Origin of the sequence: Aeromonas sp. 600527 (genome assembly GCF_049175415.1) — a bacterium.
Lineage (GTDB): Bacteria > Pseudomonadota > Gammaproteobacteria > Enterobacterales > Aeromonadaceae > Aeromonas > Aeromonas veronii_A.
On record NZ_JAAKVA010000008.1, the window covers coordinates 147,650 to 162,592 of the forward strand.

Below are 14,943 nucleotides of genomic sequence, written 5' to 3' on the forward strand. Positions count from 1 at the left end.
CAGCCTTAGTGGGCCGCGCTCATGTCACTGGCGTGTTTCTGGACATACTGGGTCAACATGCGAGCCTGTTCCGGGGTCAGGGAGGTACGAGATTCCATCCCCTTGATGACGCCGATCCACTGGTTGGCATTGAAGTGATCCAGCGCGGTGAGGCCGTGGCAGCCGGTACAGTTGTTGGACATCAGGGTGGAGGCGTATTGCCACAGCTTGCCCTGATCGCCGATAAGCTGGCTTTGGTCGACCCAGGCGGTCAGCTTGACCTGATGCCAGGTGAGGTTGGTGGCGCTGTCGGTTTCGCTCTGGCCGGTGACCAGTGCTTTCTTGGCGGCATCGTCGACCAGTACGCTGAGGATCCGTTTGCCCGGTGCGGCGTAGAACACTTCGCTCACACCATCCTGTTGCCAGCCTTCGATCTGCACCTTGGCGCGGCCGTTTTCGTTGGCCAGCACTTCCACCCTAGTGGAGGGCATCAGGGTGCCTTCGTCGGTCTTGGCGGCGGCATCGAGGAACAGCGGGGTGGTGGCGATGGCGTAACGGGTGGTGACATTGGCCGGAGTCTGGGCCGCAGCCTGCGCCAGCTCACTGGCACCGGCGGCAGCCAGGCCGCTCATGTCTGGCATGATGTGGGCGACACCGCGGTGGCAGTCGATACAGGTCTGGCCCTCCTTGATGGCGACCGGGTGTTCGGCACGGGCATTGGGGCGCTGGGCCAGAATGTCCATCGCCTCGTAGCTGTGGCAGCTGCGGCAGGTGGCGGAGTCGTTGGCTTTCAGCTCGTCCCAGACCGACTGGGCCATACGCAACTTGTGGGCCTCGTATTTCTCAGGGGTGTCGAGGGTGCCGATCGCCTCGTGATAGATATCCTTCACTGCACGGATCTTGGTCCACAGGTAGGAGGCTGGCTCATTGGGAATGTGGCAGTCGGCGCACTCGGCACGGATCCCCTTGGTGTTCTGGAAGTGGACACTGCCCTGATACTCGGCCAGCGGTGTCTGCATGGAGTGGCAGGAGACGCAGAATTCGGTGGAGCTGGTCTTGTGCAGCACGGTCACGGTGACACCCAGTGCCGCGACACCCAGCAGGGCCCCGAGCAGCAGGAGCCAGAACCAGGTTTTTCTTATCAGTTTTCCAATCATGGCGGCGTTTTCCTACGGTCAATAATTACCTACATAGTACTAGTCCAATAGTAGTAGTAATGATAGGGATAAGGCGTTGACCTCCATCATGGTTTATATTTTTTGATGGAAGTCACACTCAATTCATAGTTCTGTTATTGACAATAATATCGAATTAAATTCTGTTTTATTGTATTTATCCGCTTTTGACACTTTCCTTGGCAGCTGTTAGCCCCCTCGCAAAACCCCACAAGATTCGTTGATATAGTGAACAGTGAGCCACAACGGAGTGTCGCCGATGAGCCCTTTCTCACTGCTGTGTGTCGCCGCCAACGTGCAGCTGCTGACCGAATTCGAACAGGAGCTGGCCCCGCTGCTCGGCCATTTTGCGCTGGTGGTGGTGGTCGGGCAGGAGTCGGCGGAGCTGGCCCTCGACGAGCTGGACCGCAAGGGGCAGCCGCCCGCCGTGGTGGTGTGTGACAGCGAGCTGGGGGATGGGCGAGGGGCCGATTTTCTAATCCGCCTCGGCAACCGCCACGAGGCGTGCCGCAAGATCCTGTTGGGCAGCCAGCCGGAGATGAAATCGATCATCGAGGCGGTCAACCTCGGTCGTCTCGACTACTACCTGCAACGCCCCTGGCGCGATGGCAGCCTGCGCCGGGCGGTGATCGAGCAGGCCAGCCACTTTGTGCTGCTCCAGCCCGAGGCTGACCTGCTGAGCTATGCCGCCGTGCTCGACAACCAGAAGTTGCTGCGGGTCCACGTCGATCGCCAGTTGGCGGCCTATCGGCAGGGTTTTATGGATTACACCCACTGCAGTGATGAAGAGCTGTCGCGGGTGGTGATCGACGGCCTCTACCAGTTTTTCGATGGCAATGACGAGGCGCGGGTCTGCCGCCACTACAGTCCGGGCCATGTGCTGACCCGCGAGGGGGAGCCCAACAGCTTTCTCTGGTTTATCGCCAAGGGGGAGGTGGTGCTGCGCAAGCGGGACGAGCAGGGGATCGATCAGGAGGTGGTGCACTACCGCACCGGTTCGCTGGTGGGGGGTATGTCCTTCGTGACCGGCGAACCCGCCTTTACCACCGGGGTGATCCTGACCGGCGCCGAGGTGATCAAGCTCGACAAGCTGCAATTCTCCCGGGTGATGCAGGCGCGCAGCGAACTGCTCCCCTCCTTTACCAACCTGCTGCTGCGCCACTTCAACCGCCGCCTGCAAAACAGCATCCGTACCGAGATGCGGCTGCAACAGACCCTCAACTCCCTCGATGCCGCTCACGCCCAGCTGGTGGAGAGTGAAAAGATGGCGATGCTGGGTCAGCTGGTGGCCGGTGTCGCCCATGAGCTGAACAACCCGGTGGCGGCCATCATCCGTGGCAGCGAGACCCTGCGGGCTGCCATCCCCGATCTGGTCAATCTCGAACTGCCTGCTCCCATCAAGGGGCTGGGCAACCAGACCCTCTGTCAGGCGCTGACCGCACAGCCGGTTTCGACCAGCGAGATCCGCGACAAGACCCGGCTGGCGGAGGGGCGCTTTGGCGATCGTCAGCAGGCGCGGCTGGCGGTGCAGATGAATCTGGATGACGAGCTGAACTGGCAGCGCTGGTTTGCCAGCCGCACCGCCGCCGAGCGGGAGGCGCTGCTCGCCCGGCTGGAGCTGTTCCAGCAGACCGGCAGCTTCCTGCGCAATATCGAAGTGTGTGCCCGTCGCATCGGCGATCTGGTCAAGAGCCTCAAGCAGTATGCGCGGCAGGATCGGGCCGAGCCCTCGCTGGTGGACCTGCACGAGGGGCTGGAAGATACCCTGATGATTTTCGAAAACCGCCTCAAGCATCATGAGCTCTGCAAGGAGTACCAGCCGTTGCCGCTGGTGCGCTGTCACCCTATCGCCCTGCAACAGGTGTGGACCAACCTGATCGCCAACAGTCTGGATGCCATGAGCGGCCCGGGGCGACTCACCATTCGCACCGGGTTGCTGGATCCCGAGTGGGTCATGGTAGAGATCGAGGATAGCGGTTGCGGCATCGAGCCCGAGCTGTGGCAGCGGATCTTCGATCTCAATTTCACCACCAAGCGGGAGGGCCATTTCGGCCTCGGGATTGGTCTGAGCGTTTCGCTGCAGATAGTTCAGCAGCACCACGGCCGGATTGAGGTGGCCTCCGAACCGGGCCATTACACCCGGATGCGGGTCTGTCTGCCGCTGGATGGCATGGGGCAGGCCGGTTACGGGGGCGAACCTCATCACAACAAGGAGCATGCGGCCTGAGCCGTCGCCAGCATCAATCGCGCGGCGTGCCAAACCATGTCGCCAAGGAGGAGCAATGAACAAACACTATCTGATCCTGTGTGTGGACGATGAGCGGGAGGTGCTGGATGCGGTGATCCACGATCTCGCCCCGTTCCGTTCCCACTTCGAACTGGAAGCCGCCGAGAGCGTCGACGAAGCGCGGGAGGTGGTGCACGAGTGGGAAGAGGAGGGGGGCAAGCTGGCGCTGATCCTCTGCGATCACATCATGCCGGGAACTTTGGGGGTCGACTTTCTGGTGGAGTTGAACCGGCGTGCCACCACCCGTGCCAGCCGCAAACTGCTGCTGACCGGGCAAGCGGGGCTGGAGGCCACCGTCGAAGCGGTCAATCGTGGCGGGTTGCACTACTATCTGGCCAAACCGTGGAAGCTGGAGACCCTGCAAGAGGCGGTGCGCGAACAGCTGACCGACTACCTGCTGGCAGAAGATGGCGACAACGCCTTCCACTATGCGCCGCTGCTCAATCAGGCGCGGTTGTTTGCCGCTATCCACGATCACCCGTTCGACGAATAGGGGCAGTTGGGCTTTCGCGGTGGCAGTTGTATACTGTCTGCATATACAGTATTGCAGGTAGCTACCGATGCGACTCTTTATCGCCGAGAAGCCCACGCTGGGCCGCGCCATTGCCGATGCCCTGCCCAAGCCCCACAAGAAGGGCGACGGTTTTATCGAAACAGCCCAAGGGGATGTGGTCACCTGGTGCATCGGCCATCTGCTGGAGCAGGCCGAACCCGATGCCTATGACGCTGCCTTCAAGCAGTGGCGGATGGAGCATCTCCCCATCATCCCCGCCCAGTGGCAGCTGGTGGCCAAGCCCAAGACCAAAACCCAGCTCACCGTCATCAAGCGACTGATCAAACAGGCGGACTGCGTGGTCAACGCCGGTGACCCGGATAGGGAAGGGCAACTGCTGGTGGACGAGGTGATCGACTTTCTCGGCTACCCGAAAACCAAGCCGGTGCAGCGCTGCCTCATCAGCGATCTCAACCCGCCTGCGGTGCGCCGCGCTCTCGAGAAGCTGAGGGACAACAAGGAGTTCGTGCCGCTGGCGGTCTCCGCGCTGGCCCGCAGTCGGGCCGACTGGCTCTACGGCATCAACATGACCCGCGCCTACACTCTGCTCGGGCGCAAGGCCGGTTGCAGTGAGCTGCTCTCGGTTGGCCGGGTGCAGACCCCGCTGCTGGGGCTGGTGGTGCGGCGGGATCTCGAGATCGAGGCCTTCGTGCCCAAACCCTTCTACGAGGTGCTGGCCCATCTGCTGACCGACGGCAACGAGCGCTTCACCGCCAAGTGGCTGCCGTCGGAAGCCTGCCTGCCGTGGCAAGATGAGGAGGGGCGGGTGCTCAATCGGGCGCTGGCCGACAAGGTGGTGAGCCGGATCAATGGCCAGCCCGCTCAGGTCGAATCGGTGGAGGAGCAGGCCCGCAAGCAGGCGGCGCCGCTGCCCTACAACCTCTCCTGCCTGCAGATCGATGCCGCCAAGCGGTTCGGCATGGATGCCAAGCGGGTGCTCGACATCTGCCAAAGCCTCTACGAGCGCCACAAGCTCATCACCTATCCGCGCTCCGATAGCCGCTATCTGCCGACCGACCATTTCAAGCGGGCCGAGCAGGTGCGCGGCGCCATCGCCGCTACTGCGCCCGCGCTGGCCAAGGCGGTGAGCGAGGCAGACGGCAAGATCCGCAGCAAGGCGTGGAACGACAGCAAGGTGGATGCCCACCACGCCATCATCCCCACCGAGAAGCAGGGCAACCCCGCCACGCTGGGGGCCGACGAGGAGAAGCTCTATGGCCTGATTGCCCGACAGTATCTGCTGCAGTTCTATCCCCCATTCGAATACAACGACAGCAAGGTGCTGCTGCGCATCGCCGGTGGCCTGTTTCAGGCCAGGGCACGGCGAATCCTCAAGGCGGGCTGGAAGGCGCTGCTCGGGGTGGAGGAGGATGACGACGAAGAGAAGGCCGGTACCCTGCCGGCTCTGAAGGAGGGCGAACAACTGCTGTGCGAGCGGGGCGAGTTGCAGGAGAAGATGACCCAGCCACCCAAGTCGTTCACCGATGCCACTCTGCTGGCGGCCATGACAGGCATCGCCCGCTATGTGCAGGATCCCGAGATCCGCAAGACCCTGCGCGACACCGATGGCCTCGGCACCGAAGCGACCCGGGCCGGCATCATCGACCTGCTGTTCAAGCGTCGCTTTCTGGTGCGTCAGGGCAAGAGCATCAAGGCGACCCCGACCGGACGGGCGCTGGTTCAGGCGTTGCCCGCGACAGCTACCACGCCGGATATGACGGCGCTGTGGGAGCAGAGCCTCGCCCAGATCGCCGAGCGCCACGGCAGCTACCTGCAGTTTATGGGGCCGCTCACCGAGCAGCTCAACGGCCTGATCGAGGGGGCGCGGCAGGACTCCGGTGCCAGCTTCAGCGCCCTGCCCAAGGAGGCGCCGGGTGCCGGCAAGCGGCGTTTTACCAGGCGCAAGAGTCCGGCGGCCAGCACGACTGGCGGGCCCCGACCGCGCAAGACGGCCAGCAAGCGCCAGACCAGGGCGGCATAACGAAAAAAGGCGCCCATCCAGGGCGCCAAAGGCATTGTTGTCAGGCTGCCTGAGTGGACAAGCTGGCACGGATCCTGTGCTGGTAGTGCAGCACCACACCGAGAAACACCAGATCCTTGAACAGGAAGAACTCGGTGACTGGCACGCCGTCAACCATCTTCCAGACACCTGTCAGGGTCAGCAGGAAGCTCAGCGTCGCCAGGAAGGTGACGATAGCCCCCATGCTGCACCAGTAACCGATGCGAGGTTGCCACAGGCCCACGACCAGCCCGATGGCGATCACTATCTCGACCACCCCGATCAGGTTCGATACGCTCTGTTCCGACAGGGGGCCATAGAGCCAGCTCATCAAGGGGTGGCTGGCTACCAGTGGTTTGATGGTGGCGGCCTCTGTCGGGGTAAACTTGAAGACGCCGATCCAGAGCAGGGTCAATACCACGCCCGCCAGGGCGACCAGAAAGCCTTTGTCATGTTGCTGCATGGGGGGCTCCTTGTTTAAGGGGTCAGAGTGACGGGCGGGAAGTCGATCTCGGTCGCCGCCAGGTGGTTGCCATAGTTGGTCAGGGTATTGACCACCACCTGGCCGAGCACCTCCAGCAGCAGCTCGTCATCTACGCCTGCGGCACGGGCGCTAGCAAGTTGCTCGTCACTGATCACCCCGCGCTGCTTGACCAGCGCCGTTGCCAGTTGCAGCAGGGCGTGATCAAGGGGAGCCGAGGCTTGGCCGAGTCGGGTTGCCCGGATCTCCTGGGCCGAGAATCCGGCCTTTCCCGCCAGTAGTGTGTGGGCAGACAAACAGTATTGGCAGGCGTTGGCTTGACCGATGGCCAGTGCCAGCAATTCCCGTTGTGGGGCAGTGAGGCGCCCCTTGCCAAGCGCCTCGGCAAAGCCCAGGAAGCCATTGAGCAGGGCTGGCGAGTGGGCCAGGGTGGCGTAGAGGTTGGGCACCATACCCAGATTGCGTTGCAGGGTGGCCAGGGTCTGGGCGGCTGCGGGTTGCGGCTGGGATACGGGTTGGATACGGCTCATGATCTTCTCCTGTGGTAGTGAAGGTAAGGGAGACAGTGTGCCGTCATTCGTGATACGGTTTATCACTCATCGTCTGCAAATAAATACTATTCGTCTCAAATATGGATCCGCTCTCTGCCTTGTTGGTTCATGCCTCCCCCGAAGCCAAGATCTTCTTCGCCGGCAACCTGTGCCAGAACTCCTCCAGTGATGATTACCCGAGCGGCGGACATCTTCATCTGCTGCGTAGCGGCGCCGTCATGCTGCGTGAAGAGGGGGGCGCCAGCTTGCTGCTCGAGGAGCCGACTCTGATCCTGTTCCCTCGGGGACGTCCTCACAAGCTTGAACCCAGAACGTTGGGGGGTTGTGATTTGGTGTGTGCCAATGTCGCATTCGGCAAGGGGGGCGCATCGCCGTTGCAGCTGGCATTACCGGGCTCGCTGGTGCTGCCGCTACGTGAGTTGCCTGCCCTGACGCCGGTGCTGAGTCAGCTGTTTGACGAGGCGTTTCACCCCCGCTACGGGCAGGATCCGCTGATCTCCCGCTTGCTGGAGGTACTGTTGATCCTGCTGCTGCGTCATCTGGTCGAGCAAGGGGTGTGTCAGCAGGGGATGCTGGCAGGTATTTCCGATCCCCAGTTGGCCAAGGCGATCTCGGTGATGCATCAGCGTGGGGATGAACCCTGGACGGTGGCCACGCTGGCGCGGGAGGCCGGCATGTCGCGGGCCCGCTTTGCCGCGAAGTTTCAGGAGCGGGTCGGTCAAGCGCCGCTTGGTTATCTGACCCACTGGCGCATGGCGCGCGCCTGCCAGCAACTGTTGACGGGGGAGCCCATGGTGCAGGTGGCGCTGGGGGCGGGGTACAGCAGCAGTGTTGCCTTTGGTCGGGCATTCGAGCGGGAGCTGGGGGTGAGCCCGGGGCGCTGGCTCAAGGCGCAGCAACAAGCCGAATAAAAAACGGGGCAGCCAGTGGCTGCCCCGTTTTCATAACCGGTCAGCCGGTATAGACGTTCTCTTCCGGATAACGGATGCGGGTCTCGACCGGGCGGGCCAGCATAAAGGCCAGGGTCAGGGGGCCGAGACGGCCGCAGATCATCACCAGCACCAGGATCAGCTTGCCCGGCTCGCTCAGGGAGGCGGTGATGCCGGTGGAGAGGCCGACAGTGGCAAATGCCGAGATGGTCTCGAACATGATTTTGTCGAACGGCAGATCCTCGGTCACCATCAGCAGGAACATCGCCAGCATCAGCACCATGGTGCTGACGATGATGATGGCCAGCGAGCGGGTCACGATCTGGGGCGACAGGGTGCGGCCAAAAGCTGTGACATGGGGCCGTTTGGTCAGAAATGCTTTGGTCGCCAGCAGCACGACTGCGAAGGTGGTGACTTTGATACCACCACCGGTGGAGGTGGCACCGGCACCGATAAACATCAGCATCATCAGGAACAGCAGCGCCGCCGGGGTCATCAGCCCGATATCTATGGTATTGAAACCGGCGGTACGGGCGCTGGCAGACTGGAAGAAGGCAGCCAGCAGCTGGCCACCGACACCGGCCTTGCCGAGGGTGCCGGGGTTGTTGTGTTCCAGCAGCCAGAACATCAGGGTACCGGCCAGCAGCAGCGCCGGGGTCATCAGCAGCATCAACTTGCTGTGCAGCTTCAGCTTGCGCCAGCGGCGGTTGCGCACCAGATCGACGATGACGGTAAAGCCGATCCCCCCCAGGATCAGCAGACCGGCGATGGTCAGGCTGATGATGGGGTCGTCTCTATAGTCCATGAGATTGTTGGCAAACAGCGAAAACCCGGCGTTGTTGAAGGCCGATACTGCGTGGAAGAAGCTGACATAGAGGCCGTGCACCCACCCCATCTCGGGCACCCAGCGGATCGCCATGATGCCGGTACCGATCAGTTGGGCGATAAAGGCGAACAGCACGATACGTTTGACCAGTTGAATGATGTTGACCGAGCCCTCCTGTCCCAGCGCCTCCTTGGCCAGTACCTGCTGGCGCAGACCGACCCGCTTGCTGAAGATGGCGATCAGCAGCAGGGTCATGGTCATCTGGCCCAGACCGCCGATCTCCATCAGCATCAACAGAAAAATCTGCCCCTGCAGGGTGAAGGCGGTGCCTGTATCCACCACGCCAAGACCTGTCACGCTGATGGCCGAGGTGGCGGTAAACAGGGCGTTGACGAAGGTAACCTCGCCATTGTGGCTGGAGGGTTGCACCAGAAAGATGGTGCCAATCAGCAGAATGATCAGAAAGCTGCCGAGGATCAGCCGGGCTTCGCTCCAGCGAGAGTCCTGCTCCCGATGGAGGGCGAAGGCGTAGCTGCTGCGCCAGTTGATCATAGGGTTTCGAGCCAGTGGTCGATGGCGTGCTTGTTGCCCGCCAGGATCAGGATGTCGCCCAGTTGCAGCTCCATCTTGCCGGTCAGCACGTTGTGCAGCACGTCACCACGCTTGATGGCGAGCAGCTGGAAATCGCTCTGTTGCAGCAGATGGAAGTCGCCTAGTTCCCGGCCGTTCTGTTGCAGGCCAATCACGAACTCGGTCAGCACCATGTCGTGGCCCAGCTCCAGATAGTCGAACAGCCGGTTGTCCAGCATGCTCTGGGCGACCCGGCGGCCCATGTCCCACTCCGGGTTGATCACCTTGTCGGCGCCCACTTTCTGCAGGATCTTGGCGTGGAACTTGTCGCGCGCCTTGACCCACACCTTCTTCACGCCCGCCTCTTTCAAGACGAGGGTGGTGAGGATGCTGGTCTCCAGGTTGTCACCGATGGCAACGAAGACGATATCGAAATTGGCCAGTCCCAGTTCGGCCACGGTGGCCTCGTCGGTGGCGTCGGCCACGATGACGTGATTGCAGAGGGCGGCGATTTGCCGGGTCTTGCTCTCGTCGATATCGATGGCCAGTACTTCGGCATCTTGCCGTTGCAGCTCTTCGCACAGCGCGCTGCCAAACAGGCCCAGGCCGATGACGGCAAACTGGTTGTTCATGAGTTATTCCTCAGCAGTTGAAGTCGCCTACTCTAAACCACTGCTATTCCCCCGAAAAGGGCTCGGGTTTTTCGTCATGGGGTAACTTGAGGTAGACTGCGCCCTTGCACCAAGCCGGGATAGACCGATGAAACTGAATGCCAACGCCTCCTTGTTGAAGCTCAACACCCTTGCCCTCGATGCGTACTGCCTCTGGCTGGCCGAGGTGGAGCAGGTTGCCGATCTGGCGACCCTGCGTGCCGATCCGCAGCTCAACCAGCTGCCGCGCCTCAATCTGGGCGGCGGCAGCAACATGCTCTTCACCACCGATTTTCTCGGTCTGGTGGTGCTCAACCGGCTCAAGGGGATTACCGCTGAAGATGGTGGCGATCACTGGTTGCTCCATGTGGCGGCCGGTGAAGATTGGCATCAGCTGGTGCGCCATACCTTGCAACAGGGCTGGTTCGGGCTGGAGAATCTGGCGCTCATTCCCGGTACGGTCGGTGCAGCGCCGGTGCAGAACATCGGTGCGTATGGCGTTGAGCTGGCCGACTTCTGCGCCTATGTCGAGGCGTTCAACTGGCAGAGTGGCGAGATTGAACGGATCGCGGCGGCAGAGTGCCGTTTCGGTTATCGCGACAGCATCTTCAAGCACGAGTATCAGGATTCCCACCTGATCACCGCCGTCGGGCTCAAACTGCCCAAGGCGTGGCAGCCGGTGCTGGGCTATGGCCCGCTGGCAGCGCTCGGTGACACACCTTCTGCGCAGGCCATCTTCGATACCGTCTGTGCCACCCGCATGGCCAAACTGCCGGATCCCGCCGTGCTCGGCAATGCGGGCAGTTTCTTCAAAAATCCGGTGGTGCCTGCGGCGCTGGCGGAGTCGCTCAAGGAGCGCTATCCGCAGATGCCCTGCTATCCGGCTGGAGAAGGGCAGGCCAAGCTGGCGGCGGGCTGGCTCATCGATCAGTGCGGTTTGAAAGGTTTCGCCATTGGCCGTGCCACTGTTCATCAGGAGCAGGCGCTGGTGCTGGTCAATCTGGGGGGCGCCAGTGCCATGGAGCTGATCGCGCTGGCGGCTCATGTCCGCGACAGCGTGGAGCAGACGTTTGGCGTGGTGCTGGAGCACGAGGTGCGCTTTATGGGTGCGCATGGTGAAACCTGGCTCGACGAGGTGCTCTCATGACGTTGACTCCCATCAGACAGACCCTGATCACCCTGCTTAGCGACGGCCAGTTTCACTCCGGCGAACAGCTGGGTGAGCAGCTCGGCATCAGCCGGGCGGCGGTGAGCAAACACATGGCGGCGCTCAAGGAGCTGGGGTTGGATCTCTTTAGCCTGACCGGCAAGGGCTACCGGTTGGCGGTGCCGATGGCGCTCTATGATCAGGCTACCTTGCAGGCACTGGCCCCGATGGCACCGGTGCACTGTTTTCCGGTCATTGGCTCGACCAATCAACACCTGCTGGATCGGGTCAATGAGCTGCGCTCTGGCGAGAGCTGTCTGGCCGAGTGTCAGACAGCCGGGCGCGGTCGTCGTGGCAAACCCTGGATTTCGCCGTTTGGTTGCCAGCTGATCCTCAGCATGTACTGGCGACTCGAACAAGGCATGGCGGCGGCCATGGGGCTGAGTCTGGCGGTCGGCGTGGCAGTGGTTGAAGCGCTGGAGTCCCTTGGTTATCAGGGGGTCGAGCTCAAGTGGCCGAATGACCTCTACTATCAGGGCCGCAAGCTGGCGGGCATTCTGGTAGAGATGAGTGGTAGCGCCGGGGCCAGCTGTCATCTGGTGATCGGCATCGGTCTCAATCTGGCGATGCCTGCCCGCGAAGGTGAGAAGATCGATCAGGCCTGGGCCGAGTTGCGCCACATCAATCCCGAGCTAGTCGATCGCAATCAGTTGGCGGCCCGGATGATCGTCCATCTGCAGCGGGCGCTGCACACCTTTGAGCAACAGGGGTTGGCAAGCTTTGTCGATGAGTGGAATCGGCTCGATCACTTTGCCGGTCGCCCGGTGCGCCTGCTGATGGGAGATCAGGAGATCCGCGGCATCGCCCGTGGCATCGACGATCGCGGCGCCCTGCGACTGGAGACAGCTGAAGGGATCAAATTCTATCTCGGGGGCGAACTCTCCCTGCGCCGGGGCGACTGAGGGTCAGCAAGGCCGCTCATGATGCCAAACAAGAAGAGGGGGCCCGCGGGCCCCCTCTTCGTTATCCGGCAACTGCAGTCATCATTTACGCAGCTTGATCTGTTCGATGGCGTGCTCATGGCCCTTGGTCATGATCAGGTTGGCACGCTCACGCGTTGGCAGGATATTTTCTTGCAAATTCAGATAGTTGATATCTTGCCAGATGTTGTTGGCGATCTGGGTCGCCTCACTCTCCGCCAGCTTGGCGTAGTTATGGAAGTAGGAGTCGGGATCCGAGAAGGCGCCGCTGCGGAATTTCAGGAAGCGTTCGATATACCAGGTACGCAGCAGTTCGGCATCGGCATCCACATAGATGGAGAAGTCGACGAAGTCCGACACGAAGACCCGATGGGGCTCCTGAGGGTAGTCCATGCCGCTTTGCAGCACATTGAGCCCTTCCAGGATCAGGATGTCCGGCTGCTCCACCACCTTCTTCTCATCGGGAATGATGTCGTAGATAAGGTGGGAGTAAACCGGCGCTTCGACCTTCTCGTGACCGGCGCGGATATTGGCGACAAACTCCACCAGATGGCGGATGTCGTAGGATTCCGGGAACCCCTTGCGGCGCATCAGGCCGCGCTCTTCCAGTACCTTGTTGGGATAGAGGAAGCCGTCGGTGGTGACCAGCTCCACCCGCGGATGTTCCGGCCAGCGCTCCAGCAAGGCCTGCAGAATACGGGCCGTGGTACTTTTGCCCCCCGCCACGCTGCCGGCAATGCTGATGATATAAGTGCCCTTGCCGCGGGACTGGCCGAGGAACTGCTCCAGCACCCGGCTGCGACGCTGTTTGGCTTTGACATAGAGATTGAGCAGGCGGGAGAGAGGCAGATAGATCTCTTCCACTTCCCGCAATGACACCTTCTCGTTGATCCCGCGCAGGGTCTGCAGATCGTGTTCGGTCAGGGTCAGGGGGACCGAATCGCGCAATAACGCCCATTGTTCGCGGGTGAATTGCAGATAGGGGTTATGCTCTGTCGTCATGGTGTCATCACTGTTTCTTGGGCACGGCGACCATACACCAAGGGTGGGGGAGCGACAAGGGACGCAGCAGGATTGGCTGATTTCCAGCCGCTTTTTTGCAAACTTCCCAGCAATAAAGCGTATTTTGCCAGGTTCAATGGTTGCATCCCCCAAATCCTTACAATAAAATGCGCGACGCTTGGATGTCTGTCGTCTATTTGCCGTGCAAAAGCGATAAAAACAGTGGGTGCAAGCAGAATTACCGCTGTGACAATCTGGCATCTGGAGGGGTTCCCGAGCGGCCAAAGGGATCAGACTGTAAATCTGACGGCTCTGCCTTCGAAGGTTCGAATCCTTCTCCCTCCACCATATTTCTCTGCGGTTTGAGTTCTTTGGGTTAGAGAAATGCGGGCATCGTATAATGGCTATTACCTCAGCCTTCCAAGCTGATGATGCGGGTTCGATTCCCGCTGCCCGCTCCAAGATGCTGATATGGCTCAGGCGTTAGCAGAGCCGCACCCTAGGGTGAGTTCGGCAAGCGAACCAGCCATCAGTACCTCTCTCTTTCCCACCAGATTCAAATCCATCATATAAACTGTTCTGTGGTTAGCTTGCCACCGCGTACTCAGCGTTAGTTTAGAGGGACGATCATGTCTAAAGAAAAATTTGAGCGTAATAAACCGCACGTTAACGTGGGTACCATCGGCCACGTTGACCACGGTAAAACCACCCTGACTGCAGCTATCACCAACGTGCTGGCCAAGCACTTCGGTGGTAAAGCTTTCGCCTTCGACCAGATCGACAAGGCACCGGAAGAGCGTGAGCGTGGTATCACCATCAACACCTCCCACGTAGAATACGACACCGCTACCCGTCACTACGCACACGTAGACTGCCCGGGTCACGCCGACTACGTTAAAAACATGATCACCGGTGCTGCCCAGATGGACGGCGCGATCCTGGTGGTAGCAGCGACTGACGGCCCGATGCCGCAGACTCGTGAGCACATCCTGCTGGGTCGTCAGGTAGGCGTTCCGTACATCATCGTGTTCATGAACAAGTGTGACATGGTAGATGACGAAGAGCTGCTGGAACTGGTCGAGATGGAAGTTCGTGAACTGCTGTCCGAGTACGACTTCCCGGGTGATGACCTGCCGGTAGTCCGTGGTTCTGCACTGAAAGCGCTGGAAGGCGAAGCTCAGTGGGAAGAGAAGATCCTGGAACTGGCTGGCCACCTGGACAGCTACATTCCGGAGCCGGAGCGTGCGATTGACCAGCCGTTCCTGATGCCTATCGAAGACGTATTCTCTATCGCTGGCCGTGGTACTGTAGTTACCGGTCGTGTAGAGCGCGGTATCGTCAAAGTTGGTGAAGAAGTGGAAATCGTGGGTATCAAAGATACCACCAAGACCACCTGTACCGGCGTTGAAATGTTCCGCAAGCTGCTGGACGAAGGTCGTGCAGGCGAGAACATCGGTGCACTGCTGCGTGGCGTGAAGCGTGAAGACGTAGAGCGTGGTCAGGTACTGGCCAAGCCGGGCACCATCAAGCCGCACACCAAGTTTGAATCTGAAGTGTACGTGCTGTCCAAAGAAGAAGGTGGTCGTCATACCCCGTTCTTCAAAGGCTACCGTCCGCAGTTCTACTTCCGTACTACTGACGTGACCGGTACCATCGAACTGCCGGAAGGCGTAGAGATGGTAATGCCGGGTGACAACATCAAGATGGTTGTTACCCTGATTGCGCCGATCGCGATGGACGACGGCCTGCGTTTCGCTATCCGTGAAGGTGGCCGTACCGTAGGTGCTGGTGTTGTAGCTAAAGTTATCGCTTAA

At 60.8% G+C, this 14,943-nt stretch carries 14 protein-coding genes and 2 tRNA genes; 9 read left to right on the forward strand and 7 right to left on the reverse strand.

Going from position 1 to position 14,943, the window contains the following annotated elements; all coding sequences use genetic code 11:
• Nucleotides 1-5 precede the first annotated feature (5 nt).
• Nucleotides 6-1,136, reverse strand: a complete 1,131-nt coding sequence (locus G5154_RS12230; protein ID WP_421250892.1) for a NapC/NirT family cytochrome c — start codon at nt 1,134-1,136, stop codon at nt 6-8.
• A gap of 277 nt (nt 1,137-1,413) precedes the next feature.
• Between G5154_RS12230 and G5154_RS12235 the strand changes: the two genes are divergently transcribed.
• The 3 genes from G5154_RS12235 (at nt 1,414) to G5154_RS12245 (ending at nt 5,975) form a co-directional block, all read left to right on the forward strand.
• Nucleotides 1,414-3,381, forward strand: a complete 1,968-nt coding sequence (locus G5154_RS12235) for an ATP-binding protein (RefSeq protein ID WP_421250891.1) — start codon at nt 1,414-1,416, stop codon at nt 3,379-3,381.
• A gap of 55 nt (nt 3,382-3,436) precedes the next feature.
• Nucleotides 3,437-3,934 carry a response regulator gene (locus G5154_RS12240; protein WP_236347921.1) on the forward strand — a complete coding sequence of 166 codons (498 nt, stop codon included), beginning with the start codon at nt 3,437-3,439 and terminating at the stop codon, nt 3,932-3,934.
• 67 nt (nt 3,935-4,001) lie between these two features.
• Nucleotides 4,002-5,975, forward strand: coding sequence for a DNA topoisomerase III (locus G5154_RS12245; protein ID WP_421250890.1), 1,974 nt, complete (start codon nt 4,002-4,004; stop codon nt 5,973-5,975).
• Nucleotides 5,976-6,015: 40 nt separating this feature from the next.
• Here the strand turns inward: G5154_RS12245 and G5154_RS12250 are convergent, their stop codons facing one another.
• Both G5154_RS12250 and G5154_RS12255 read right to left on the reverse strand, forming a co-directional pair.
• Nucleotides 6,016-6,456 carry a DUF417 family protein gene (locus tag G5154_RS12250; RefSeq protein WP_216979940.1) on the reverse strand — a complete coding sequence of 147 codons (441 nt, stop codon included), beginning with the start codon at nt 6,454-6,456 and terminating at the stop codon, nt 6,016-6,018.
• Between the two features lie 14 nt (nt 6,457-6,470).
• Entirely contained in the window at nt 6,471-7,004 is a 534-nt protein-coding gene (locus G5154_RS12255; protein ID WP_216979941.1) for a carboxymuconolactone decarboxylase family protein, read from the reverse strand.
• Between the two features lie 101 nt (nt 7,005-7,105).
• On the opposite strand from G5154_RS12255, the gene G5154_RS12260 reads away from it, so the two are divergent.
• Nucleotides 7,106-7,936 carry a cupin domain-containing protein gene (locus G5154_RS12260; RefSeq protein ID WP_421245173.1) on the forward strand — a complete coding sequence of 277 codons (831 nt, stop codon included), beginning with the start codon at nt 7,106-7,108 and terminating at the stop codon, nt 7,934-7,936.
• A 40-nt stretch (nt 7,937-7,976) separates the two neighbouring features.
• Here G5154_RS12260 and G5154_RS12265 read toward each other — a convergent pair whose 3' ends face one another.
• Nucleotides 7,977-9,332 carry a TrkH family potassium uptake protein gene (locus G5154_RS12265; RefSeq protein WP_042082855.1) on the reverse strand — a complete coding sequence of 452 codons (1,356 nt, stop codon included), beginning with the start codon at nt 9,330-9,332 and terminating at the stop codon, nt 7,977-7,979.
• The gene (locus G5154_RS12270) at nt 9,329-9,982 is read right to left on the reverse strand and encodes a potassium channel family protein (protein ID WP_005339863.1); all 654 of its coding nucleotides are present in this window, start codon (nt 9,980-9,982) and stop codon (nt 9,329-9,331) included. Before G5154_RS12270 ends, G5154_RS12265 begins: the two co-directional genes overlap by 4 nt.
• Before the next feature lie 127 nt (nt 9,983-10,109).
• On the opposite strand from G5154_RS12270, the gene murB reads away from it, so the two are divergent.
• The gene (murB, locus tag G5154_RS12275) at nt 10,110-11,147 is read left to right on the forward strand and encodes a UDP-N-acetylmuramate dehydrogenase (protein ID WP_421250889.1); all 1,038 of its coding nucleotides are present in this window, start codon (nt 10,110-10,112) and stop codon (nt 11,145-11,147) included.
• Nucleotides 11,144-12,109 (forward strand): bifunctional biotin--[acetyl-CoA-carboxylase] ligase/biotin operon repressor BirA, encoded by a 966-nt coding sequence (gene birA, locus G5154_RS12280; RefSeq protein ID WP_100647047.1) that lies wholly within the window; start codon nt 11,144-11,146, stop codon nt 12,107-12,109. The genes murB and birA overlap by 4 nt, the downstream gene beginning before the upstream one ends.
• An 81-nt stretch (nt 12,110-12,190) precedes the next feature.
• Here the strand turns inward: birA and coaA are convergent, their stop codons facing one another.
• On the reverse strand, nt 12,191-13,129 hold the full coding sequence (gene coaA / locus G5154_RS12285) for a type I pantothenate kinase (protein ID WP_362786036.1): 939 nt from the start codon (nt 13,127-13,129) through the stop codon (nt 12,191-12,193).
• Nucleotides 13,126-13,275, reverse strand: coding sequence for a hypothetical protein (locus tag G5154_RS12290; RefSeq protein WP_157188376.1), 150 nt, complete (start codon nt 13,273-13,275; stop codon nt 13,126-13,128). Before G5154_RS12290 ends, coaA begins: the two co-directional genes overlap by 4 nt.
• 117 nt (nt 13,276-13,392) lie before the next feature.
• Between G5154_RS12290 and G5154_RS12295 the strand changes: the two genes are divergently transcribed.
• The 3 genes from G5154_RS12295 to tuf all read left to right on the forward strand — a co-directional run bounded on the left by G5154_RS12295 (nt 13,393) and on the right by tuf (nt 14,943).
• Nucleotides 13,393-13,477: transfer RNA gene (locus G5154_RS12295), tRNA-Tyr, on the forward strand.
• 38 nt (nt 13,478-13,515) lie between these two features.
• A tRNA-Gly gene (locus G5154_RS12300) sits at nt 13,516-13,590 on the forward strand.
• A 168-nt stretch (nt 13,591-13,758) separates the two neighbouring features.
• The gene (gene tuf / locus G5154_RS12305) at nt 13,759-14,943 is read left to right on the forward strand and encodes an elongation factor Tu (RefSeq protein WP_074042664.1); all 1,185 of its coding nucleotides are present in this window, start codon (nt 13,759-13,761) and stop codon (nt 14,941-14,943) included.

Bases quoted from the DNA above. Each gene is read 5' to 3' on its own strand.
- G5154_RS12290 (WP_157188376.1), bottom strand. From the start codon at position 13,275: ATGCAACCATTGAACCTGGCAAAATACGCTTTATTGCTGGGAAGTTTG.
- G5154_RS12240 (WP_236347921.1), top strand. From the start codon at position 3,437: ATGAACAAACACTATCTGATCCTGTGTGTGGACGATGAGCGGGAGGTG.
- G5154_RS12230 (WP_421250892.1), bottom strand. From the start codon at position 1,136: ATGATTGGAAAACTGATAAGAAAAACCTGGTTCTGGCTCCTGCTGCTC.
- coaA (WP_362786036.1), bottom strand. From the start codon at position 13,129: ATGACGACAGAGCATAACCCCTATCTGCAATTCACCCGCGAACAATGG.
- murB (WP_421250889.1), top strand. From the start codon at position 10,110: ATGAAACTGAATGCCAACGCCTCCTTGTTGAAGCTCAACACCCTTGCC.
- G5154_RS12270 (WP_005339863.1), bottom strand. From the start codon at position 9,982: ATGAACAACCAGTTTGCCGTCATCGGCCTGGGCCTGTTTGGCAGCGCG.
- G5154_RS12265 (WP_042082855.1), bottom strand. From the start codon at position 9,332: ATGATCAACTGGCGCAGCAGCTACGCCTTCGCCCTCCATCGGGAGCAG.
- G5154_RS12245 (WP_421250890.1), top strand. From the start codon at position 4,002: ATGCGACTCTTTATCGCCGAGAAGCCCACGCTGGGCCGCGCCATTGCC.
- birA (WP_100647047.1), top strand. From the start codon at position 11,144: ATGACGTTGACTCCCATCAGACAGACCCTGATCACCCTGCTTAGCGAC.
- tuf (WP_074042664.1), top strand. From the start codon at position 13,759: ATGTCTAAAGAAAAATTTGAGCGTAATAAACCGCACGTTAACGTGGGT.
- G5154_RS12260 (WP_421245173.1), top strand. From the start codon at position 7,106: ATGGATCCGCTCTCTGCCTTGTTGGTTCATGCCTCCCCCGAAGCCAAG.
- G5154_RS12250 (WP_216979940.1), bottom strand. From the start codon at position 6,456: ATGCAGCAACATGACAAAGGCTTTCTGGTCGCCCTGGCGGGCGTGGTA.
- G5154_RS12235 (WP_421250891.1), top strand. From the start codon at position 1,414: ATGAGCCCTTTCTCACTGCTGTGTGTCGCCGCCAACGTGCAGCTGCTG.
- G5154_RS12255 (WP_216979941.1), bottom strand. From the start codon at position 7,004: ATGAGCCGTATCCAACCCGTATCCCAGCCGCAACCCGCAGCCGCCCAG.